The 22,509-nt window shown below is 30.0% G+C and carries 22 protein-coding genes; all 22 read right to left on the bottom strand.

Annotated features, from left to right (window positions below; genetic code table 11):
• Position 1 precedes the first annotated feature (1 nt).
• The 22 genes from FJR48_RS03780 to FJR48_RS03680 all read right to left on the bottom strand — a co-directional run bounded on the left by FJR48_RS03780 (position 2) and on the right by FJR48_RS03680 (position 22,440).
• Positions 2-1,222 carry a glycoside hydrolase family 76 protein gene (locus FJR48_RS03780; RefSeq protein WP_152306829.1) on the bottom strand — a complete coding sequence of 407 codons (1,221 nt, stop codon included), beginning with the start codon at positions 1,220-1,222 and terminating at the stop codon, positions 2-4.
• Entirely contained in the window at positions 1,222-2,622 is a 1,401-nt protein-coding gene (locus tag FJR48_RS03775) for an oligosaccharide flippase family protein (RefSeq protein WP_188108618.1), read from the bottom strand. The genes FJR48_RS03780 and FJR48_RS03775 overlap by 1 nt, the downstream gene beginning before the upstream one ends.
• A gap of 5 nt (positions 2,623-2,627) precedes the next feature.
• A complete protein-coding gene (locus tag FJR48_RS03770) occupies positions 2,628-4,103 on the bottom strand; it encodes a B12-binding domain-containing radical SAM protein (protein WP_152306827.1) in 1,476 nt (491 codons plus the stop codon).
• A gap of 105 nt (positions 4,104-4,208) precedes the next feature.
• Positions 4,209-5,468 (bottom strand): SGNH/GDSL hydrolase family protein, encoded by a 1,260-nt coding sequence (locus FJR48_RS03765; protein ID WP_188108617.1) that lies wholly within the window; start codon positions 5,466-5,468, stop codon positions 4,209-4,211.
• A 1-nt stretch (position 5,469) separates the two neighbouring features.
• The gene (locus FJR48_RS03760; protein ID WP_152306825.1) at positions 5,470-7,356 is read right to left on the bottom strand and encodes a carbamoyltransferase family protein; all 1,887 of its coding nucleotides are present in this window, start codon (positions 7,354-7,356) and stop codon (positions 5,470-5,472) included.
• Positions 7,357-7,365: 9 nt separating this feature from the next.
• Positions 7,366-7,515 (bottom strand): DUF5989 family protein, encoded by a 150-nt coding sequence (locus tag FJR48_RS12160; protein WP_188108616.1) that lies wholly within the window; start codon positions 7,513-7,515, stop codon positions 7,366-7,368.
• 10 nt (positions 7,516-7,525) lie between these two features.
• Positions 7,526-7,915 carry an SxtJ family membrane protein gene (locus FJR48_RS03755; protein WP_152306824.1) on the bottom strand — a complete coding sequence of 130 codons (390 nt, stop codon included), beginning with the start codon at positions 7,913-7,915 and terminating at the stop codon, positions 7,526-7,528.
• 35 nt (positions 7,916-7,950) lie between these two features.
• Entirely contained in the window at positions 7,951-8,706 is a 756-nt protein-coding gene (gene cysQ / locus FJR48_RS03750; protein WP_152306823.1) for a 3'(2'),5'-bisphosphate nucleotidase CysQ, read from the bottom strand.
• Entirely contained in the window at positions 8,699-9,304 is a 606-nt protein-coding gene (cysC, locus tag FJR48_RS03745; RefSeq protein ID WP_152306822.1) for an adenylyl-sulfate kinase, read from the bottom strand. Before cysC (FJR48_RS03745) ends, cysQ begins: the two co-directional genes overlap by 8 nt.
• A complete protein-coding gene (gene cysC, locus FJR48_RS03740; RefSeq protein WP_152306821.1) occupies positions 9,294-10,019 on the bottom strand; it encodes an adenylyl-sulfate kinase in 726 nt (241 codons plus the stop codon). The genes cysC (FJR48_RS03745) and cysC (FJR48_RS03740) overlap by 11 nt, the downstream gene beginning before the upstream one ends.
• Complete coding sequence (gene cysN, locus FJR48_RS03735) at positions 10,019-11,482, bottom strand: sulfate adenylyltransferase subunit CysN (protein WP_152306820.1); 1,464 nt, start codon at positions 11,480-11,482, stop codon at positions 10,019-10,021. The genes cysC (FJR48_RS03740) and cysN overlap by 1 nt, the downstream gene beginning before the upstream one ends.
• Entirely contained in the window at positions 11,482-12,393 is a 912-nt protein-coding gene (gene cysD, locus FJR48_RS03730; RefSeq protein WP_152306819.1) for a sulfate adenylyltransferase subunit CysD, read from the bottom strand. Before cysD ends, cysN begins: the two co-directional genes overlap by 1 nt.
• The gene (locus FJR48_RS03725) at positions 12,390-13,481 is read right to left on the bottom strand and encodes a DegT/DnrJ/EryC1/StrS family aminotransferase (RefSeq protein WP_152306818.1); all 1,092 of its coding nucleotides are present in this window, start codon (positions 13,479-13,481) and stop codon (positions 12,390-12,392) included. The genes cysD and FJR48_RS03725 overlap by 4 nt, the downstream gene beginning before the upstream one ends.
• Entirely contained in the window at positions 13,478-14,047 is a 570-nt protein-coding gene (locus tag FJR48_RS03720; protein WP_152306817.1) for an acyltransferase, read from the bottom strand. Before FJR48_RS03720 ends, FJR48_RS03725 begins: the two co-directional genes overlap by 4 nt.
• A complete protein-coding gene (locus FJR48_RS03715) occupies positions 14,048-15,016 on the bottom strand; it encodes a Gfo/Idh/MocA family protein (RefSeq protein WP_152306816.1) in 969 nt (322 codons plus the stop codon).
• A gap of 2 nt (positions 15,017-15,018) precedes the next feature.
• Positions 15,019-16,281 (bottom strand): nucleotide sugar dehydrogenase, encoded by a 1,263-nt coding sequence (locus tag FJR48_RS03710; RefSeq protein WP_152306815.1) that lies wholly within the window; start codon positions 16,279-16,281, stop codon positions 15,019-15,021.
• Positions 16,274-17,104 carry a UTP--glucose-1-phosphate uridylyltransferase GalU gene (galU, locus tag FJR48_RS03705; protein ID WP_152306814.1) on the bottom strand — a complete coding sequence of 277 codons (831 nt, stop codon included), beginning with the start codon at positions 17,102-17,104 and terminating at the stop codon, positions 16,274-16,276. Before galU ends, FJR48_RS03710 begins: the two co-directional genes overlap by 8 nt.
• A gap of 95 nt (positions 17,105-17,199) precedes the next feature.
• On the bottom strand, positions 17,200-18,405 hold the full coding sequence (locus FJR48_RS03700; protein WP_152306813.1) for a glucose-6-phosphate isomerase: 1,206 nt from the start codon (positions 18,403-18,405) through the stop codon (positions 17,200-17,202).
• On the bottom strand, positions 18,402-19,202 hold the full coding sequence (locus tag FJR48_RS03695; RefSeq protein WP_152306812.1) for a DNA ligase: 801 nt from the start codon (positions 19,200-19,202) through the stop codon (positions 18,402-18,404). The genes FJR48_RS03700 and FJR48_RS03695 overlap by 4 nt, the downstream gene beginning before the upstream one ends.
• Positions 19,203-21,371, bottom strand: coding sequence for an STT3 domain-containing protein (locus tag FJR48_RS03690; protein WP_152306811.1), 2,169 nt, complete (start codon positions 21,369-21,371; stop codon positions 19,203-19,205).
• Positions 21,358-22,152 carry a glycosyltransferase family 2 protein gene (locus FJR48_RS03685; RefSeq protein WP_241856175.1) on the bottom strand — a complete coding sequence of 265 codons (795 nt, stop codon included), beginning with the start codon at positions 22,150-22,152 and terminating at the stop codon, positions 21,358-21,360. Before FJR48_RS03685 ends, FJR48_RS03690 begins: the two co-directional genes overlap by 14 nt.
• Before the next feature lie 36 nt (positions 22,153-22,188).
• Positions 22,189-22,440, bottom strand: a complete 252-nt coding sequence (locus tag FJR48_RS03680) for a ComEA family DNA-binding protein (protein ID WP_152306809.1) — start codon at positions 22,438-22,440, stop codon at positions 22,189-22,191.
• Positions 22,441-22,509: the final 69 nt, after the last annotated feature.

Genomic DNA, 22,509 nt, shown 5'->3' with positions numbered 1-22,509 from the left:
TTTAAATTTTGTCATATAGTAAGCTAAGTGCATTCATCATCGGTCCGTGACTCCATCTTGGCATATATAAATAGAACTTCTTATTTCTATTAACAGTATAATAGTAGGAACTTTCATCAGGTAATATAAAATCATTTATATTTTTCATTACCAAGTCTTTATACAGATTTTTTTCTGATTCATCAAAAAAATCATAAAATGTAGAAAAAATTCGTATGTATTCAGATAAAGCATGAATATCTTGATGTAAACCTTTTTGTCCTATTCCTTTATAAACTATTATCTTATCATCAATAACAAAATCCATAATCATTTGTTTTATCTGTTTTATAATATGAGTTTTGTCATAGTTCAAGATATCAGCAGTTTCATACATTCCTCTCAGTGTAAAGCCAGTGTGATATGCATCACAACCAAACCAAGATTTATTACTTTTCTTATCTTCTATTCCTGCATAAGGAATATTTTCATAATGCATATATGGTTCTAAATAATTATACAACTTTTCCACTATGTTTTTATATTTTTCATCTTTTGTTTCTTTATACATCAATGCCAAACATGACATTCCTAGTGCATTAGCATTTAATACATGTGAATTGTCACCCTTATTTGAATAATCAAACACCCATTTTTCTTCGCTAACATGTTTAAGTGTGAATGCATTAATAAACCCATCTGCAATTTGTTGACAAAATTGGAAATACGACTTGTCATTCGTTATATTATATAAATTATAAAAGCCAAAAAAAACTTCACTTCCACCAGGTAAAAATGCAGTTGAATCATTAAATATGCCATCACCGTATTTAACTTCTTTACCATTTGAAGGATTAGGTATACCTAATCCTCCTTTGACTGGTATTAACATATCAGAAGCGATAGAAGCAACTTTTTTTGCTTCATTCAAAAATTCAATGTTTTTCTCTACACGATACATTTGAGCATAACACTGCATAAAAACACCCAACCCATATGGAATTGTTGTTTTAGCATTAATGTTACATAAATTTAAGTACGGAATTAATAAATTTGGAAACTTTCTTCTAAAAATTTCAATTTCAAGTCTTCTTAGAACTTTATTCTTAAATGTTGGTTTAAAAGATGTTTTGGATGAGAATGGCATATAATCAAATATTTTTGGGTCATACCCTTCATAACCATTTTGAGTAACATAATTAAAATTTGACTTAAGTAAACTATATATCCTTGCCTTATCCATTATTTTTTATACCTTCTATATATTTTTATAGGGTTTGTTATAAGAGAGGCAAATAATATAAAAACCATACTTATAACGAGCTTTATACCTATTTCACTCTGAAACTGGTAAACTAAATAAACACTTATTAAATAGAATGGAAATATAAAATATAAAAAACTAAAATCAATAACAAAATCTGTCTTGATTCTTATTAGAAAAATAATACACAATGGATTGAATAAAAAAGAAATTATTGTACTCACTGCACCACCATATAGTCCGTACTTTGGAACTAGTATTAGAGAAAAAATAACATTTAGTATCAATGAGCCCCATACTATCAGTAATCCGACTGATGGCATATTAAGTGCATTAAACAACGACTTAATAGCCATAAAACCAGAAAAAAGAACTATTCCAGGCAATATAATAAACAACAATTCAACCATACTCTGATATTCAGGAGGCAAAATCAAAGCTATTATTTCATTTGATATACTTAAAAAAATAATTGAACATATTAAAATAAAATAAAAGTTCATTTTCAATGTAACAGTTAAAAGGTTTGATATTTCATCAATTTTATTTTCACTGAATAGTTTTGTCATTTTAGGATAATTAACATTTGAAATACTTGCCCCAATTATTAGGAACAACATTGCAATCTTAATGGCATAATTATAAACTGCCACATCTTCTTTGCCTAAATGCTGATTAATTATTAAAAGTGCTATATTGCTATTCATAAAATCTGCTAATGATACAAAATATACTATGAAAGAGAATGTCATAATAGATTTAATACATAATAAAATATTTTTATCTATTAAAAATTTGTAATACTGAAATATTTTGAATATTCCCATAACAACATATAATATATTTGCTATATAAATAGAATAAATAGCAACTTCAATACTGGAACTGTAAATATTGGCTAGTATAAAATAAGAGATAATATTAACTACAAAAGCTATTGAAGATATAAAAAAAAGATACTTGTTTTGTAATAAAGACATTAAAATATGATCTACATATCCTCTTATAGTTAGTGTAAAAGCAAGAAATGAAGCAAGATATATAAAATTTTTATTTTCTAAATTAAAACCATCCATAATCATGTTAGAGAACGTATAATAAATAGATACAATTAAAACAGAAAAAGCAAGTGTACTTATTAATCCTGCAGTAAAATATTGGTTTAATAAGTTTTTGTTTTTAGTATCATTCAGTCTCTGAATGATACTAGGATTTATTTTCAATGTTAAAAGAGAGATTGCATAAGCAGATGCCAATAATACGAGAGAGTATATTCCAACCTCTTCTTGAGAAAGAGTATTACCTAAAATTATGACAAATACAATAGAGCTAAAACTGTTAACTAATCTATTTGCAAAATTATATATATACTGATTCAATTCCTCTATCTCTGCTTATAATATAGTTTATTTTTTAAAACTCCTATTGTACGTTTTGGGATTATGGACATAACAATTTTTTTAAGAGAATCAAATGTCGCAAGATATTTAGCTACATTTTTAAAAACATAGTTAATTCCTCTATCAAACCTTTGCATATTATATAGATATACTTTTCTTTTCATATATCTTTCTGCAGAAAGTATCTCCTCCATATTGTCGTAAGTTTCATTAACATATACAAGTTCTTTAAGTTCATGGTATTTATGCCAGTCCATTGTTAAAAGTTTCTTCTCTGATTTTAACTTATAATATAAAGGTGAAGCAGGCATAATAAAAAGAGGACTTGTTGTAAAACCATCGGCATCTATATCACTAATAAATTTTGCATTCATATCTAAAGATTGTTTTGTTTCACCAGGTACACCTGTTGTAAAACATGTACTAACCCTAATTCCAGCATCATGAATAATCTTGAATTGTTCTTTTAACTTCTCCACATCCCAAGGTTTATTAAGAACTTTTTGAACCTTTGGATCAACTGCTTCAACACCACATCTTACTTCATAACATCCTGATTTTGCCAATAAGTCTGCTAAATCTTTATCCCAGTTTCCAACACGGTCATTTATACTGTATTTTATTTTCATTCCAGATTCAATAATACCTTGGGCTATTTTTCTAGCTCTCTTTTTATTAGTCGTAAATACATTACAAGATAAAATAAAAACATTTATATTATAAGTGTCATGTAAATATTTTAATTGATCTACTACCTGCTCAGCTGTTTGATATTCAACCTTACTTCCATCATTTGAACTTCCACAAAAAGAACAACCAAAAGGACAATTTTTCATAGTACTTAAGTGTGCTGTTCTAGCTCTCATATCAGGTGATATATCTTCTCTTAGTTTTATATAGTCAGAAAATCGAAATGCTTCAAAATCTGGTTTAGGAAGATCACTTAAATGATATGCTTTTGGTGGAGCCAACAATTTATATGTACCATTACTATTTACAATTACACCATTAGCTGTTTCTATATCACCTTTTTCCTGAAACTCTTTTAACGCTTCAATAAGTGGTGCTTCCAACTCTTTATACAATATATACTTACTTTTTAGTTTATATATTTCACAAGCTTCTAGTTGGTCTATTCTTTGTTGTAAAATAATTGCAATTGTAGGATACTTACTTTCAGCTAAAACTCTATCATGGGGGATACATGTCCAAGATAAATATGTTATAACTATATCTGGATTAATACTATCAAGTTTATCTAATACTTCTTTATTGCTTAAATGATCTAGTTGTGCGTCTATTATATTTATTTCAATATCATTTAATTCTCTTTGTATAAGTGCATAGTGAAGAGGTTGAGTATATGGCATAAACGGATCAATAGAATAACTAGCATCTTTAGCCTCTCTTCTAACATATTGATCCCCATATTTAGGTGGTATAATCATACATATTTTCATTTAAATAATCCTTCTCTTAAAACGTGAATTCTAGCATATTATTCTTAGTTATAAATAATCCTGACTTGTTAGCAGGAAACAGCTTTACTAAATTAAATTTTAGACTCATTCTTTTATATATTTAATAAGTTTTTTTGCAACTATTTCATTACCAATAGGTGCGACGTGACATGCGTCTACAAATATCGGATTTTCATTATCAAAAAAAGCACCACTTAAGTCTATTAAAGAATCACATATTCCATAAGCACTACACTGTTTATTCCACTCATCTCTAAGGACATCATAGTAAACTGTATAGTTATCAGCTTCGTCTACTATTCTTTGCTTTGTTTCATTTATTATATAATCTAATTCATATCTACTTGGATTATATACTGCTGTTGGTTGTAATATAAATCCTACGTGTATTCCTTCATCTTTTAAAAGCTTATATGCATTTAACCATGAAAAAACTGTTACTTTAGCAGCTCGTCTTGCATTCTCTTCTTTACTACATATTAAATAATCATTTTCTTTTGAAAAATCTTTAAAAGATTTATCTGAATTAAATGATAAGCTTTTGTATGCTCTTGAAGGATTTTGATTTTTAAAAAAATAAGAAAACGGTGAATACATAAAGCTGGCAATTTTTGAAAAAAGTCCATTCATTTTAATATCTACATATTTAAAAAAAGAAGTTTCTTGAAGCATTCTATTTTTATTTTGTGACATATTATTTAACTGTTTTTTCATTCTTGGATAACTATTTATCATTTGTAGATATCTAGAGTAATAAGCATGAGAAGGTACTGGTTCGTTTTTTTGACAATATCTATATCCATCATTTTGACCATCATAAAAAAAGACCCTTTTTGGCTTATACCCCCTTAATAACATTAACTGCAAATTAATAAATTCTTGAAAAGATGTATATCCACTTTCTCCAAGGTTCAGTACTTTTTCGCCTGTATATTTAGCAAAAAATGAGGGAATGGTTGTCTCATCTGTTGCTCCCGTTCCCCACATAGTAGACCCACCAAAAAACCAAGTAGAATCATTTAAACTATGATTAGTAGATTTTCTAAATCCATTGTTATCAATATTGACTACTGTTCCGTTATACATTTGACGTCTGTATGCTATAAACGGTTCGTAACTTGATTTTGGAGCTGCATATTCATCAAATATCTTTATAGCAGTTTGTTTATCTAAATTACTATATGTAGGGTATGAAGCTCGAATATTATTACTGTTATAAGTTCTATTTACAACTTTTACATTTTGATCTAATTTATTATAAAAATAGTATGCAACAGCAATATAGAGAATGAAAAATATTAACAGATTATAAAAAATAATTTTAAAATATTGCATTTTGAACATATTAATCCAATTCAAATTCATCTTGCCAGTTTCCTTTATCTTCAAATTTCGGTTGAGCATTTTTATATAGGATAAAATCATCAATAACGAGAATGTCCATTTCTGTTCTCATAAAACATCTATAACTATCTTCCGGTGTACATACTATTGGTTCACCTCTAACATTAAACGATGTGTTTACTATTGTTGCACAAGCTGTTTTTTGTTCGAACTTAGAAATAAGTTTATGATATCTAGGGTTTGTTTCTTTATGTACAGTTTGAATTCTTGCACTGTAATCTATATGTGTAACTGCAGGTATTTCACTTCTTGGAACATTTAATTTTTCAATACCAAAAAGTTTTTTTTGTTCTTCTGTCATTTCAAAACATTTCTCTTTTTTAACAGGTGCAACTAAGAGCATATATGGACTATCTGTATCTAATTCATACCATTCATTTACTTTTTCTCTTAAAACAGATGGAGCAAAAGGTCTAAAACTCTCTCTATACTTAATTTTCAGATTCATTGTCTCTTGCATTTTTTTACTTCTTGCATCACCTATTATACTTCTATGTCCTAATGACCTTGGCCCATATTCCATTCTATCATAATGCCATCCAATTACTTTCTCATTAACAAGTTCATTTGAAACAATATCAAGTAGTTTATTTTCATCTTCAATTAGCTCATATTTAGCATTTACGCTATCTAAATATACTTTAATTTCAGTATTTGAAAATTTAGGTCCTAAATATGAACCTTGCATTTTATCTATATCCTCTGTATTAATAGTTCTTTTATTATCTAACTCTTGATAATAAACAGAATATGCACCGCCAAGTGCTCCACCTGCATCACCTGCAGCAGGTTGAATCCAAATATTATCAAAAATACCTTCTTTTAATATTTTTCCGTTTCCAACACAGTTTAGTGCTACTCCACCAGCCAAACATAGATTTTTACTTCCTGTAACTTCTTTCGCATGACGAGCAAGTTTTATCATTATCTCTTCTGTAACATCTTGAATTGAAGCTGCCAAATCCATCTCTCTTTGAGACAGTTCCCCTTCCCTTTCTCTTGGAGGTGCACCAAATAACTTATGAAATTTTTCACTAGTCATTGTTAAACCAGTTGTGTAATTAAAATAGCTCATATTAAGCTTAAAAGAACCATCATCTTTAATATCAAGTATATTCTCTTTAATAAGCTTAGAATACTTTGGTTCTCCATAAGGAGCCAATCCCATTACTTTATATTCACCACTATTTACTTTAAATCCAGTGTAATAAGTAAATGCTGAGTATAAAAGGCCTAATGAATGTGGGAAATGAATCTCTTTTAGAAACTCTATTTTATTTTCATTACCATATGCTAATGAAGTTGTAGCCCACTCTCCAACTCCATCGATAGTTAAAATTGCAGCATCTTCATAAGAACTAGGATAAAAAGCACTTGCTGCATGACTTTGATGATGTTCTCCAAACATAAATTTTTCTATTACTTTTGACTTAAACTCTTTTGATTGCTTTTCAGTACAATCTGGATTTAATTCCTCAAATAAAACTTTAAACTCTCGAGCTAATGTTTCTTTTAAAAACAGCTTATCTTTCAACCATACAGGCATAGACATTAAAAATGATTGAAAACCTCTTGGAGCTTCTGTTAAATATGTTTCAAGTAACCTTTCAAATTTTATAAAGGGTTTATCATAAAAAGCTATATAATCTATATCTTCTAAGTTGATTCCTGCTTCTTTTAAACAATACTTAATTGACTCTTTTGGAAAAGAATCATCTTGTTTTATCCTTGTAAACCGTTCTTCATGGACAGCTGCAATAATATTTTCATCTTTTATTAGTGCTACACCGCTATCATGATAATAAGATGATATCCCTAGTATATACATAAATACTTCCTAAAATAAAGTATATATAAAAGGAGCAACTGCACTACCCTGAGATAATACGATTAAAGCACCCAGACCAAGCATAATCACAATTATTGGTGCTAACCAAAACTTTTTTCTTACCTTCATAAAAGCCCATAGTTCTTTTAACATTGACATTTAATTATTCCTAAAATTGATTTTTCATTGATTGTGGTTGAGTTTCTCTTTGTATCCAATATGTAGATTCATCATTATTCATTTTTTTTCTTAATAAATCTTTACCGAGTACTTTAAGTATTATAGAAACAGGTGTAAATAATCCAAAATATAAAACTGTCATTATTACTTTTGATATTATATTACCTATAAATTCACCAACTTTAATCCATATAAGGTATGGTTTTACTAATACCGTTGGTTTAAAAAGCAATACTAAAGTTAATAATATTATAGTAATTAGTATTGTTCTTATAACTTCATTATATTTTACAAATTGATAAAAAAATATTGAACTAAATATAATTATCCAAATTATAGAAAATATCTTTATATCTTTTAGTTTTATTTTATTTGACATGTTGTTCCATTTATATAATTTTTCAAAACTATCTGTTATTGTACTATAAACCAAGGATTTAATAAATTTTCTTTATTATAAGTTACAGGTATCTTATTATTAAACTGATAAGTCATTTTTCCACTCTCTCTAACTATGGCATCAGCAGCTGCTGTATCCCACTCCATTGTTGGAGCAAGTCTTGGATAAATATCTGCTATCCCTTCAGCCACCATACATAATTTAAGAGAACTCCCCTTTGAAACTTGTTCTATTTTATTCGTTTCTAACGAGTATATAAATTCTTGAGTTTCAACTGAAAGATGTGACTTTGAAGCAACGACACTTAATTTTTCTTCTGGAGTTTTATTTATGTATAAAGGAAGTTTTTCTCCATTTTTAAAAGCACCTTGATTCTTCTTTGCGCTATACATCTCATTAATTGCAGGAGCATATACTACACCTAAAACAGGAATACTCTTTTCTATAAGTGCTATATTAACAGTAAACTCATCATTCTTTTTAATAAACTCTTTAGTTCCATCTATTGGATCGATGCACCAGTAATATTCCCAGTTTTTTCTAAGTTCATATTCTACTTGCTTATTCTCTTCAGACATAATAGGAATATTAGGGTAAAGTTCTTGTAGTTTGGTACATATTATGTCATTTGATTTTAAATCTGCCTCAGTTAGTGGTGATTTATCATCTTTATATTCTACAGAAAAGTCTTTATTATATATTTTCATAATAGCTTCACCTGCCTCTAAAGCTATTTTTTTAATTTCATCTATGTTTATTGTGTTAAGCATCTAAATAACCTTTTTCTTTTAAGTAGTCAACTACTTTAGAAGCAGCCTCTTCTATACTTATATTATCATTGATTAAATGTATTTCAGCATTTTCTGGAGCTTCGTAGGGTGAGCTTATACCTGTAAAATTTCGAATCACACCGTTTCTAGCTTTTTTGTAAAGTCCTTTTGGATCACGCTTTTCACAAATATCCAGTGGAGTATCTACAAATATTTCTATAAATTCCCCGTCTTGAACAAGATTTCTAACCTGTTGTCTATCATCTAAAAATGGTGATATAAAAGCACTCAAAACTATTATACCACTATCTACAAATAGTTTTGCCACCTCTCCAATACGACGAATATTTTCCACTCTGTCTTTATCTGAAAAAGTTAGACCACGATTTAATCCCATGCGGATATTATCACCATCTAGTAAATAAGTATGCTTTCCTAATTCTAAAAGTTTAGTTTCTACTGCATTTGCAACAGTTGATTTTCCACTTCCACTAAGTCCTGTAAACCAAAGTATACAAGGCTTTTGTATTTTCAACTGACTTCGTTCTTCTTTACTTACATGGTGATTATGCCATACTATATTTTCATTACTTGACATAGTTCTTCTTTATATATTTAACAATAATTATCGTAGCTTCTTCTACACTTGTATTGTCCGTATTTATTATTATTTCAGCATGTTGTGGTTCTTCATAAACATCGTTTACACCTGAAAAGTTTTTCAGTTCACCACTAATTGCTTTTTTGTAAACACCTTTATAATCACGTACTTTACAAGTTTCAATATCTGCTTTAACATATACCACAACATTATTTTTAACCATATCGCGGATAGCTTTACGAGATTCTCGATATGGACTTACAAATGATGCAACTGTTGAAACAGAATTATTCTGAAGTGTTTTTATAAGATGACCAATACGGTGCATATGCCTATTTCTGTCTTCTCTACTAAACCCTATATTTGGAGCAATATCTCTAATATCTTTTGAATCTATTCTCTCTATTGGAATATCTAACTTTTCTAACTCTTTATAAACAGCATCAGCTATTGTTGTTTTTCCAGAAAGTGGAAGTCCAGTAAACCAAATGTTGAATGGTTCAATCTTTTTACGACCCCATTTTATTTTAAACCAAGCTCTTTCATGTGCCCAGTAAAGACCAATCTTAGCTACTGTCTCAAGTAAACCTGCAGCAATAGCTAAATCAAGTCGTCCAAAAAACACATATACAATAATAATAGTAGTTGTTGTAGCAAAAAAACGCCAACTTACCCCTTTGGCAATTGAGCGTTTATTTGTATCCTTATACATTAAAATATTGCCTTACATTCCCATTCCGGGAAGTTTTTTCTAATGTAAGCATTTAACTCTTTCTCAGCTTCAGTATATTCTTTTTGAGATACTTCATCATCCATAGAATCATTTATGATTGATGAGTTTATCATACCGGCACCGACCGTATTGTTTGTGTACCTGTCTATAATTATAAAACTTCCCGTATAGCGATTTTCATTATATGGATCTACTGCTATTTTTCTATCTAATGACAATGTACATTTTGCTATATCATTTAATTCTAAAGTAGCTGAACCTAATTCATCGAATGTGTTTATATCTTTTTTATACTCTACTGATTTAAACGATCCATTTATAACAGAGGTAGCTCTTTTTATAATATAATTTGAGTTTAATAACATAGGTTTTTCACTCATCCAAACTAACATAACACTAAACTTATTAGATACATCTGGAATATCTGAAGTTTTCACTATCATATCACCACGGCTTATATCTATCTCATCCTCAAGAGTAAGAGTTGTTGCCATAGGCGCGAATGCTCTGTCAATAGATTCAACTTCCTCATCTTTAGTTTTTGGTCTGAGTTCTTTAACATCATTAGATACTATAGATTTTACTTTGGAAGTTTTTCTTGAAGGTAGTACTGTTATCTTATCACCTACACTTATTTCACCACTAGCAATTGTTCCACAAAAACCTCTAAAATTAAGATGTGGACGATTAACATATTGAACCGGAAGTCTAAAATGTTTACTTTCTTTTTTATTAACTTCTATAGTATCTAAAAGTTCCATCAATGGTTTCCCATCATACCAAGATGATTTTTCAGATATACTGACAATATTATCACCGTCTAATGCAGATATAGGAATATATGTAAATCCTATATCCTGATGATGTGGTAGATTTGGTATGACTTTTTCGTAATCAGACTTAATCTCTTCAAATCTCTCTTGTGAGAAATCAACTAAGTCCATTTTGTTTATAGCTACAATAATATTTTTAATACCCAAAAGAGAAGATATATATGAGTGACGTTTTGTTTGAGTAAGAACACCTTGTCTTGCATCTATAAGTATGATTGCAACATCTGCCATAGAAGCACCTGTTGCCATATTTCTAGTGTATTGTTCATGCCCCGGAGTATCCGCTATTATAAATTTTCTTTTATCGGTTGAGAAAAACCTGTATGCTACATCTATCGTAATACCTTGTTCTCTCTCAGAAGCCAGCCCATCGACTAAAAGTGCCAAGTCTATTTTATCACCTGTTGTACCACTCTTTTTTGAATCTTTCTCTATTGCACTTAGTTGATCTTCAAATATCATTTTAGAATCGTAAAGAAGCCTACCGATTAAAGTACTTTTCCCATCATCTACACTTCCACAAGTTATAAAACGTAATATCTCTTTATTTTCATGTTCATGTAGATATTTTTCAATATCTGTTGCTATTAAGTCTGACTGATGAGCCATTAAAAATACCCCTCTTGTTTTTTCTTCTCCATAGAAGCATCACCATCACTGTCTATCAAACGACCTTGACGCTCACTTGTCGTACATACTAACATTTCTTGAATAATTTCAGGTAATGTTGAAGCTTCAGAGTTTACTGCACCTGTTAATGGATAACAACCAAGAGTACGGAATCTTACATCTTCCATCTTTGCAGTATCTGCCAATTCTTTTGGCATACGTTCATCATCAACAAGGATTTTAGTGCCCATATATTCAACTACAGGACGTTTTTTTGAAAAATACAAATCAGGAATAGGGATAGACTCCAAATATATATATTGCCATATATCTAACTCTGTCCAGTTACTTAAAGGAAATACACGAATAGACTCACCTTTAGTATGTCTGCCATTATAAATATTCCAAAGTTCTGGTCTTTGGTTTTTTGGATCCCATCTATGATTTTCATCACGAAATGAGTATATACGCTCTTTTGCACGAGACTTTTCCTCATCACGCCTTGCCCCGCCAAAAACAGCATCAAACTTTTGAATATCAAGCATCTGCTTTAGTCCTTCAGTTTTCATTACATCAGTATGAAGAGCTGAGCCATGTTTAAAAGGTGATATATCCATCTCTTCACCTTTAGGATTTGAATAAACTATCAGTTCCATTCCAACCTCTTTTGCTCTACGATCACGAAATTCTATCATCTCTTTAAATTTCCATTTTGTATCAACATGTACAAGCGGTAACGGTGGTGGTGCAGGATAGAATGCTTTTTGTAATAAATGTAGCATTACAGAACTATCCTTACCTACACTGTAAAGCATAGCAGGATTTTGAAACTCAGCTATAACTTCACGCATTATATGAATAGATTCTGCTTCAAGCTGTTTTAAATGTGTTAGTTTTTTTTTATCTATCATATTAGTTCCTTTGAAATATAGCTAATATCTTCATTAGAAATATATGGATTCATAGGTAGACTCATTATTTCATTTGATACAACTTCGGATATAGGAAAATCACCTTTTTTATACCCTAAATATTCAAAGCACTCTTGAAGATGTAAAGGCATTGGATAATGAACAGCAGTTGGAATTCCTACTTCTTTTAACTTAGTTTGAAGAGAATCACGGTTTTTTACTCTAACAGAATATTGTGCCCACGCTGATGTTGCTTTATCATCTACATATGGAAGGACTATATCATTTTTCTTTTCTAAAGATTTAGTATATTTAACAGCGACTTCTTGTCTTAAAGATAAATCTTTTTTATAGTATTTTAACTTTACATTTAAAACTGCAGCTTGGATAGTGTCAAGTCTTCCACCTATACCAATATATTTATGGTAGTATCGTTCATTTTGTCCATGAACACGAAGTTGTTTCATTTTAGTAGCTAGTTTTTCATCGTTAGTAAAAACTGCACCACCATCACCGTAACATCCTAAAGGTTTAGCCGGGAAAAAAGATGTAGTAGAAATATCACCTAAATTACTATCAGTTTTACCGTTAAATGTACTTCCAAAACTTTGAGCACCATCTATAATAATTTTCAAGTTATGATTATCAGCTATTGTTTGTATAGCTTCCATATCTGCTGGTTGTCCGTAAAGACTTACAGGGATGATTGCTTTGGTTTTTGGCGTGATCTTTTCTTCTATTTTAGATGTGTCAATATTGTATGTTTTTTCATCTATATCTACAAATACTGGAGTCGCACCCAAAAGTGCAATAGTCTCAGCAGTAGCTATAAATGTAAAAGGTGTAGTTATGATCTCATCGCCAGGTTTTATATCTAGTGCCATCATAGCTAATATCAACGCATCAGTTCCGCTACTACAAGAAATAGCATATTTAGCACCTGTAAAATCTTCTAAGCTTTTTTCTAGTTCTTGTACTTCACTACCCATAATGAAGTTACAATTTCTTGCTACATTTAATATAGCCTCTTCAATTTCATTATTATATAATTCGTGTTGATATTGTAAGTTTGCGAAGTCTATCTTCATTTTTTTATAACCTCTAGATTATCATTAACAAGTTTATATGTAGCATATTCGTCTTCAGCTTGATTATTATCAAATTCTAAGGTATTTCCGGATATTCCTACCCAGCCTATCTGTTTTGCAGGCACACCTACCATAAGTGCATATGGTTTCACATCTTTATTTACGACTGCTCCACTTCCTATAAGTGCATATTCTCCTATTGTTGTACCACATACAATAGTAGCATTTGCTCCTACAGAGCAACCACATTTTAAAAGTGTTTTTTTAAATTCATCTCGTCTTACAATAAATGCTCTTGGATTTATAACATTGGTAAATACCATAGATGGTCCAAGAAATACATCATCTTCAACTTCTACACCCTCATAAATAGAAATATTGTTTTGAACTTTTACACCGTTTCCAATATTAACTTTAGGCCCCACTACACAGTTTTGTCCAAATGAGCAGTTTTTACCTATAGTTGTTCCTGATAAAACATGTGAAAAATGCCAAATTTTAGTACCTTTTCCTATACTTACATTATCATCTACAAAAGATGATTCATGTGAAAAAAATTCAGACATTTATACAAGCACCTTCTTAACAAATGGATGATAATCGCCTTTCATACCTATAGCTTCAGAATTTCTGATAGTAGCTACTGTACTGATAGAACCATATGCTTCATCCAAACCAAAACCATTACCGGCTAAAATCTCTTCATAACTTCTAGTATGTAAGTCCGTAAAGCCTCCGCTAAACTCTATTTCATTACCATCAACCGTAATTGAGCGGAAAGTTGTAAGTCCTCTTTGTTTTACTTCTTCTGGAATATAGTCGTAGTTTACACTTAAAAACCACCTTACATTTGCATTTTTTAGTTTAAAGCTACCTGCATTTGCATCCGGTGTTTTTAGATGAACTATATTTTCTTCTACATCGCCAAATATCCAACATAACATATCATAAAAGTGAACACCAATATTTGAAGCTATACCACCACTTTTATCTTCATTACCTTTCCATGATACAAAATACCATTTACCACGAGAAGTAAGATATGTTAAATCAATATCATATATTTTATTTGGATTTTCTTTTAATTCTTTGGAAACTTTTTCTTTAAGTGCAATTATTGAAGGATGTAAACGAAGTTGTAAAATATTATAAACTTTTTTACCGGTTTCATTCTCTATTACTTTTAATTGATCAATATTGTGAGGATTCAATACAAGTGGTTTTTCACAAATAGCATCTGCTCCACTTTTAAGTGCAAAACGTATATGTGAATCATGCAAATAATTTGGTGAAGTTATACCAATATACTCTATCTTTTTATTTCCATTCCTATGCCATTTATCTACAAACCTATCAAATCTTTCAAATTCTGTAAAAAAATTAGCCTGAGGAAAGTTACTATCCATAATCCCTATGCCATCATATGGATCAAGTGCTGCTACAAGATTATTCCCTGTTTCTTTTATAGCTTTCATATGTCTAGGAGCTATATATCCACTAGCTCCTATGAGTGCAAAATTTTTACTATTTGGCATTATTATAATCTCCCGTTTACTTTATCATAATCATATATTGATTTTAAATCATATACTATAGCTTCTGAACCATTCTTTGTACTATCTAAATCAATGGTTTTGAATTCATCATGTGAAACTGCTACAACCGTTGTTCCATATGTTTTTTTATCTAATGATTCTATAAGTTTAATTCCATATTCATTTTCAACTTCTTGTTTATCTGCCCATGGATCATACACATCAATCTCACATCCAAATTCTTTAAGTTCATTAATAATATCTATAACTCTTGAATTTCTTATATCTGGACAATTTTCTTTAAAAGTAATTCCTAAAACCAGTACTTTGGCACCATCAACTTTATAACCATTTTTTATCATAAGTTTTATAACTTGATTGGCAACATAAATCCCCATGTTATCATTTAGTCTACGTCCTGCTAAAATTATTTCCGGATTGTATCCTACTTCTTGTGCTTTGTGTGCCAAATAATATGGATCAACACCTATACAGTGTCCGCCGACTAAACCAGGTTTAAATTTCAAAAAGTTCCATTTTGTTCCTGCAGCTTCAAGAACATCATTTGTATCTATATTTAATTTATTAAAAATCAATGCAAGTTCATTAACGAAAGCAATATTTACATCTCTTTGTGTGTTCTCAATAACTTTTGCCGCTTCAGCAACTTTCATTGTTGGAGCAAGGTGGGTTCCAGCAGTAATCACACTTTGATATAGTTCATTCACTTTTTTACCGATTTCAGGTGTACTTCCAGATGTTACTTTTAATATTTTTGTTACGGTATGTTCTTTATCACCTGGATTAATTCGCTCTGGAGAATAACCACAAAAGAAATCTTCATTAAATTTAAGTCCAGAAACACTTTCTAAAACTGGTACACATTCTTCTTCTGTTGCACCTGGATATACTGTTGATTCGTAAATTACGATATCATTTTTTTTAAGAACTTTTCCAACTGTTTCACTTGCTTTTATAAGTGGTGTTAATAGAGGCCTTTTATTTTCATCAATAGGTGTAGGTACTGTTATTATATAAATATTACAATCTTTTATATCATTAATATTTAAAGAAAACTTCATACCATTATCTAAGGATTCCTTGACTTGGTCGTTTGAGAGTTCTAAAGTTCTATCATAACCACTGTTTAGTTCATCTATACGCCACTGTGCGATATCAAATCCTACAACTTCATACTTTTCACTAAATGCATGAGCTAATGGCAATCCAACATACCCCAAACCTATTACACATATTTTATTCATTATATTCCCTATTATAAAAATAATTTGTAGCTTCTACAAAACCATCTATGCTGCCACAATCAAATCTCTTACCCTTAAATTTACATGCCACAACATTTCCTTGTTTTGCTTGTTCTAAAAGTGCATCTGTTATTTGCACTTCCCCACTTTTCCCAGGTTTAGTGTCTTTTAATATATCAAAGATATCTTGAGTTAGTATATATCTGCCTATTATAGCCATGTTTGTAGGTGCATTTTCTGGATCAGGTTTTTCAACCATATCTGACACTCTAAAAACTCCGTTTTCTATCTCTTCACCGTCTATAACACCATATTTATTTGTATCTTTTTTGTGAACTTCTTCTATAGCTACTATTGAGCATTTATACTTATTGTATACTTTTATCATCTGAGACAATACACCACCTGCTTCAGAGTCGTTATCACATAAATCATCTGCAAGTATTACCGCAAAACTCTCTTTACCGATTAGTGTTTCACCGGTTAAAATTGCGTGTCCCAGACCTTTCATCTCTACTTGACGTGTGTATGAAAATGTACATTTAGTTATAACATCCCTTATCTCTGTCAGATAATGTTCTTTTGAGGTTCCTTTTATTTGATGTTCTAGTTCATAACTTATGTCAAAATGATCCTCTATTGCACGTTTACCACGACCTGTGACAATGGCCATAGTATCTAATCCTGCTTCAAGTGCTTCTTCGACACCATACTGAATAAGTGGTTTTGTTAGTACGGGCAGCATCTCTTTTGGCGTAGCTTTAGTAGCAGGTAAAAAGCGTGTACCGTAACCCGCTGCAGGAAACAAACATTTTCTAATCATCAAACTTTTATAGTCCTTTTTTTAGGTAGAAAATTATATCTTTTTATTAATTTCTTACTGCTTAATTATAAATATTTATTAATTATTGATTTTTATTATTTTATCTTCAATTTATTTTTTAATATAATCTTTCCAGCTTCAACACCCGGTTGGTCATAAGCATTTATATGAAGGAATTTAGCTACGACAGAAGTTAAAAGTTCATATTCATACATAAGAGCAGCTATATTTTTTTCATCAACAGTTTCCAAAGTTATGACATCGCAAGGGATATCTTCTAACTCATTTATAGCTTGTATAGTTGCATCTGCTTGTTCATTGATAAGATATGAAAAGTCTAGCTTTTCCAGATAAGCAAGTTCTTCTAAACCTTCCAATTTTACATCAGGTATTTTCATATCGTTTTCAAAATTATCTACTTTAACGACCGTTACGGTTTTATCTCTTTTACCTTCTACTATAAGTTGTAAAAAAGAGTGTTGGTCTATCGGACCTATAATTCCAACCGGGGTTAAACCTTGTTTAGTTGTATTTATATCTATCTTACCTAAACTCTCACCCCATAACTGAATATACCATTTATTAAATCCTTCAAGTCTGGAAGAGTAAGAAAAAACTACATTTATATTAAAACTGTTTTTATACTCTGCAAAGAATCTGGCTTTTTTTAAAATTCTTTCATATGACGAATTTTCACTAAAAAAACCTTCATAAATCTCTTTAGCACCGCCAATCAGTACATCTATATTCAATCCAACTACGGCTAACGGAAGTAAACCGACTGCAGAAAAAACTGAAAAACGTCCACCTACATCTTTTGGTATTTCAAATGTCTGCATCTGGTGTGTCTGTGCATAAGCGTTTAGTTTTGAGTCATTTTCAGTTATCACAACCGTATTTGACTTATCGCATTTAATCAATGAGTTTATATATTTCCATATCGATATTGTCTCCACCGTCGTACCACTTTTCGAAATAACAATAAACAAAGCATTTTTCATATCTATTGCATCTATTTTAGACTTCAATTCAATAGGATCGGTACTCTCTAAAAAGTGAAGTTTTTTATCTAATGTTTTAGAGTGTTTTAAAAACTTGTAAATTGCATAAGTTCCTAGAGTACTTCCTCCAATACCGATAACTACTATATCTTTTTGTTTTACGGTCTTTGCATATTCTTTAAAAATTGATGTATCTTGATGCACTAAGTTGTAATACCCTATATATTCACGCTCTTTTTTAATACTCTCAAACAGCTCAGCATCTGAAATAGTAGGATTATAATTATTTGTGTAGTTCATTTAGTCTTATCTCTTTGTCTTAAAAATACAGGAAACTTTGGATTTCCTTTTGATGTTAGTCCGTAATACTTAAAAGTTATTATACTTCCAATCTTTGGAGGATTTTTTCTTTGTTTATCACTAAATCCAGATCCAATTTTTATGATTTTATCACTCTTTAACTTGCAGTTTAATGAACCTAGTTTATTTTTATATTTACCGTTTCCATTATTAAAAGAAACTACTTTACACTCAGCATCTTGATAGCTTTTTACTTTTAAAGAGTTATTATCTCTACCTGTATAGTAAGGCAAACTTCCATCACGTACAACTACACCCTCTCCACCCTGTTTCTCTATAGTGCTTAAAAACTCTTTCAGATGCTCTTTATTTTTTACTTTTATCTGCTTTATTAATTTTAAATATTTTGTCTCTTTTACGTTTGAAAGTCGCTGAAGTAAACTCCCTCTTGCACTAGGGACTTCAAATATATTGTATGTCAGCTCTTTCCATTTTTCATTTGACTTTTTAGTTTTTACAATTGAGCTAATATTTTCAAAATCATTGCGTTTGCTCCACAGCTCACCATCAAGCTTATGTTTTGGAAAATTCTTTATAAAAAAAGTAGGGGGATTAAAAACTTTTCCGCCTCTTGATATTAATTTTTCACCATCCCAGTATGCTCTAACACCGTCAAGTTTTTCGCTCATATACCAACCACTTATATTTTTATCATCAGTATAAGTATTAAGTAAAAAAAGATTCGGTTTATCTGACCATATATATGTACAAAGTAAAAGTATTAATAGTATCTTCATCTAAATTTTTAATTTATATACCTTTACTAGAGGTGTAAATATAACTTCCTCAAAAAGCTTTTTATCATATTTTTCAAGTACCATAAGCTGTATATAAGTTGAGTTATACGTAGGTTCATCCATAACTAAAAAAGTATTATAGTTTTTCATATATATTACACTTATATCAGATGCAAAATTTATAAGTTTCTCTTGAACTTTTAATTTTTGTTTATTATCGTATTCCGTAGCAGTAAACCTTCTTATATGCTGTTTATTATCCCCTATTTGTAAAGTAGAATCTTTTAAGTTTAAAATAATATTATTTCCAAGATATATTAAACCGTTTTGTTTTTTAAAATTTCTTGTTACATAAAAAAACGGATGTTTATATTTTTGTCCACTCATTAAATCCAAATTTGAAAACACTTTTACGGTAGGATATATATCCATCATTCTATATGGAAGATATAAATATATATCTCTAGTTTTTTTAGGAAGTTTTATATCGGTCTCCAATGAGAATAAAAAATCATTTGTATTGTCAAATCCATAATCTTTTGTCATTTGTTCAATATTTGAAAATACTTTTATCTTTTTAGCCTTTATAGCTTCTAAATTTTCTTTTTTGAATTTAAAAGTCTTTTCAGTATATTCAACATCTAATCTTGCCATCTTTGATGATATATCTTGTGGTTTTGTTAATATGAAACTGACAGGAAAATTTACACTACCACTATGTTTTCCCCCATCTACAAGTGTCTTAACATCAGAATAATATCTTATAGGATATCCATAATCCCACCAAGTAACTACATAGTCTTCTCTGCTTGCAATAGTTTTTAGTTTATCTAAAACTTTTACTTCCTCTTTTTTAAAAACAGTAGGAACTCTATAAGATTCTATATGTTTAATATTAGGTATTAAAATCGCAGAAGCAATTATTACGTAAGATAATATGCGTACACTTTTTTTATCGGTTATATATCTCAACCCTTCTGTAATTAAGAATGCTATCCCTAGAGCCAAAACAGGTACTGCGTAAACGGTAAATCTAAGTCCTCCTACATATGCTAAAAAACCAAGTCCCAACATTGGAAGAGCCAATAACATTATTCTATGTTTATATGCAAGCCATACATAACCTATAAATGACAATATAAATGTAACTGTATGCCCGCTAATACGATTTGCAAAGGTTTCAAAAGGTATTTTACCTGCTTCACGAACAGTTTGCAAAACTGCATAAAAATGAAGTCCTAATCCAGCATTCAATTTATCTACATTATTTCCAAAAACATAAGGTTGAAGTCTATCCCATATAGGATTAAATCCTCCAGTTATGAAAAAAGCTATTATAGATAAACCTAAAATATAAAGAACATACTTATTAAATTTTTCATCTTTAAAAATATAATACATAAAAATCACTATTGGCAGTCTTATAAAACCATCTATATTTAACATTGCAAACATCATAAGTGCCAATAGTTTATAATTGTATATATTTTTTCTATCCCAAACAAGTGTATAAAAAAGGATAAGTCCAAAAAATGCAAACTCTAATGCATAGCTTTGCGGATACCACCAACGATACACTAAAATATCTAATGCAGTGATTAGAAGATATTTATTTTCATATGTTTGTATAGCCCAAATAATAGACCAAAGCAATACTGTGGGCAATACAATATTTAACATGTCTGTATCATAATACCCTACCATAGTACGGTTATAATAACTCCAAGCTATAGATGCCAAAAGTGCGCCAATAAATCCCATCTCTAAATTTTTAAGATTTTTGGCAATTAAAATAATCGGTATAACTATAAGTGAGCTTAAAAATACCGGAATATATAAAATAATGCTCTCAAAACTAAATGGTAATATAGTAGTAAAAAAAGCAGTTAATTGTGAAACTGCACTATTTACAGGAGATAAATCATTTAACTGATGAAATCTATCGTAAAACTTCTCAGCAACATGATTTGTAGATGTACCTGATATAAGATCTCTTGCACCCTCTGCAAAATAATATCCGTCATTTGTATTTATCATAAACTGATCGTTAAAGAAAAACGGTTCATATCCGCTAAACTGATAAATCCAAATCATTCTCATCCCCACTGAGAATAAAAAAGCTATAGATATATAAAGTAGTGTTAGTTTGGTTTCTTTAGTTAAGTTCATTTTCTAATTCTTTTAATCTTTTTTCATATATTTGTTTGTCTGCTATTCTATCATATTTAATAGCACCTTTTAACAGCAAGTTATACTTTTTTATAAGTTGCTCAATCACTTGAGTTTTAAACTCACTATTTAACAACTTCTCTAACGCAATAACCCTAAATCTGTCCATACCCCAGTGTTTAAAACTAAGCTGATTTTCATGTCCTGCATATTTTACAATCAGTTTTTCATTTACCAAACCTATTTTTTCTTTAGACGCAACTCTAAGCCATAAATCATAATCTTCACAAACTTCCAAGTTCTCATCAAATATACCGATACTCTCAAACATACTCTTATGAACTAAAGCAGATGAAGGAGCTATAATACAATGAGATAAACACTTCTCAAAAATCTCTCCACCATGCTTTTGAAATTTTTTAGGCACCTTTAGCTCTTTAGAGTCTCTTATCCACAATTCATCGGTATAACTCATCAAAATATTTGGATTATTTTTATGAAATTCCACTTGTTTTTGTAGTTTTTGAGGATGCCATTCATCATCTGAGTCTAAAAAGGCTATCCACTCACAAGAAGCTTTTTTTATTCCTGTATTTCTGGCACTTGAAACACCTCTATTGTGCTGATATAAATATTTTATTTGTGGAAAGTCATTTTGAATTTTTGAGGTATTGTCATTAGACCCGTCATCTATAACAATAACCTCAATAGGGAGAAGTTTTTGGGAAAACACTGACTTAAGAGCTCTTTTTAAAAGCTCATATCTGTTGTATGTGGGGATAATAACTGAAATATCGATAACTATCCCCTTGTGAAATTATTTTTTACACTCGCCTAAAACTAAATCTGCTTTATTTTTTTCTATAGTTTTAGAACCGATGCCTTTTACATTTGCTAAATCTTCTAGCTTAGAAAAACAACCGTTTGTATTTCTATATGCTACTATAGCTTCAGCTTTTTTAGCTCCGACACCTTTTAAATTTGCCAAAGATTTTGCATCGGCATTATTTATATCTATACTGGCAAAAAGTGCACCTACCAACATTACTAATGAAAGTAAAATTTTCATATATCAACCTTTAATAATAAAATCAAACAGTATAATACACTTATATTCACTAACAAATAATTAACAGTA

It is taken from the genome of Sulfurimonas lithotrophica, assembly GCF_009258225.1.
Classification (GTDB): Bacteria; Campylobacterota; Campylobacteria; order Campylobacterales; family Sulfurimonadaceae; genus Sulfurimonas; species Sulfurimonas lithotrophica.
The sequence above is the reverse complement of the archived record's forward strand: the minus strand, read 5'-3'. Positions and strand labels throughout refer to the sequence as shown.

Bases quoted from the DNA above. Each gene is read 5' to 3' on its own strand.
- FJR48_RS03780 (WP_152306829.1), bottom strand. From the start codon at position 1,222: ATGGATAAGGCAAGGATATATAGTTTACTTAAGTCAAATTTTAATTAT.
- FJR48_RS03770 (WP_152306827.1), bottom strand. From the start codon at position 4,103: ATGAAAATATGTATGATTATACCACCTAAATATGGGGATCAATATGTT.
- FJR48_RS03765 (WP_188108617.1), bottom strand. From the start codon at position 5,468: ATGTTCAAAATGCAATATTTTAAAATTATTTTTTATAATCTGTTAATA.
- FJR48_RS03760 (WP_152306825.1), bottom strand. From the start codon at position 7,356: ATGTATATACTAGGGATATCATCTTATTATCATGATAGCGGTGTAGCA.
- FJR48_RS12160 (WP_188108616.1), bottom strand. From the start codon at position 7,515: ATGTCAATGTTAAAAGAACTATGGGCTTTTATGAAGGTAAGAAAAAAG.
- FJR48_RS03755 (WP_152306824.1), bottom strand. From the start codon at position 7,915: ATGTCAAATAAAATAAAACTAAAAGATATAAAGATATTTTCTATAATT.
- cysQ (WP_152306823.1), bottom strand. From the start codon at position 8,706: ATGCTTAACACAATAAACATAGATGAAATTAAAAAAATAGCTTTAGAG.
- cysC (WP_152306822.1), bottom strand. From the start codon at position 9,304: ATGTCAAGTAATGAAAATATAGTATGGCATAATCACCATGTAAGTAAA.
- cysC (WP_152306821.1), bottom strand. From the start codon at position 10,019: ATGTATAAGGATACAAATAAACGCTCAATTGCCAAAGGGGTAAGTTGG.
- cysN (WP_152306820.1), bottom strand. From the start codon at position 11,482: ATGGCTCATCAGTCAGACTTAATAGCAACAGATATTGAAAAATATCTA.
- cysD (WP_152306819.1), bottom strand. From the start codon at position 12,393: ATGATAGATAAAAAAAAACTAACACATTTAAAACAGCTTGAAGCAGAA.
- FJR48_RS03725 (WP_152306818.1), bottom strand. From the start codon at position 13,481: ATGAAGATAGACTTCGCAAACTTACAATATCAACACGAATTATATAAT.
- FJR48_RS03720 (WP_152306817.1), bottom strand. From the start codon at position 14,047: ATGTCTGAATTTTTTTCACATGAATCATCTTTTGTAGATGATAATGTA.
- FJR48_RS03715 (WP_152306816.1), bottom strand. From the start codon at position 15,016: ATGCCAAATAGTAAAAATTTTGCACTCATAGGAGCTAGTGGATATATA.
- FJR48_RS03710 (WP_152306815.1), bottom strand. From the start codon at position 16,281: ATGAATAAAATATGTGTAATAGGTTTGGGGTATGTTGGATTGCCATTA.
- galU (WP_152306814.1), bottom strand. From the start codon at position 17,104: ATGATTAGAAAATGTTTGTTTCCTGCAGCGGGTTACGGTACACGCTTT.
- FJR48_RS03700 (WP_152306813.1), bottom strand. From the start codon at position 18,405: ATGAACTACACAAATAATTATAATCCTACTATTTCAGATGCTGAGCTG.
- FJR48_RS03695 (WP_152306812.1), bottom strand. From the start codon at position 19,202: ATGAAGATACTATTAATACTTTTACTTTGTACATATATATGGTCAGAT.
- FJR48_RS03690 (WP_152306811.1), bottom strand. From the start codon at position 21,371: ATGAACTTAACTAAAGAAACCAAACTAACACTACTTTATATATCTATA.
- FJR48_RS03680 (WP_152306809.1), bottom strand. From the start codon at position 22,440: ATGAAAATTTTACTTTCATTAGTAATGTTGGTAGGTGCACTTTTTGCC.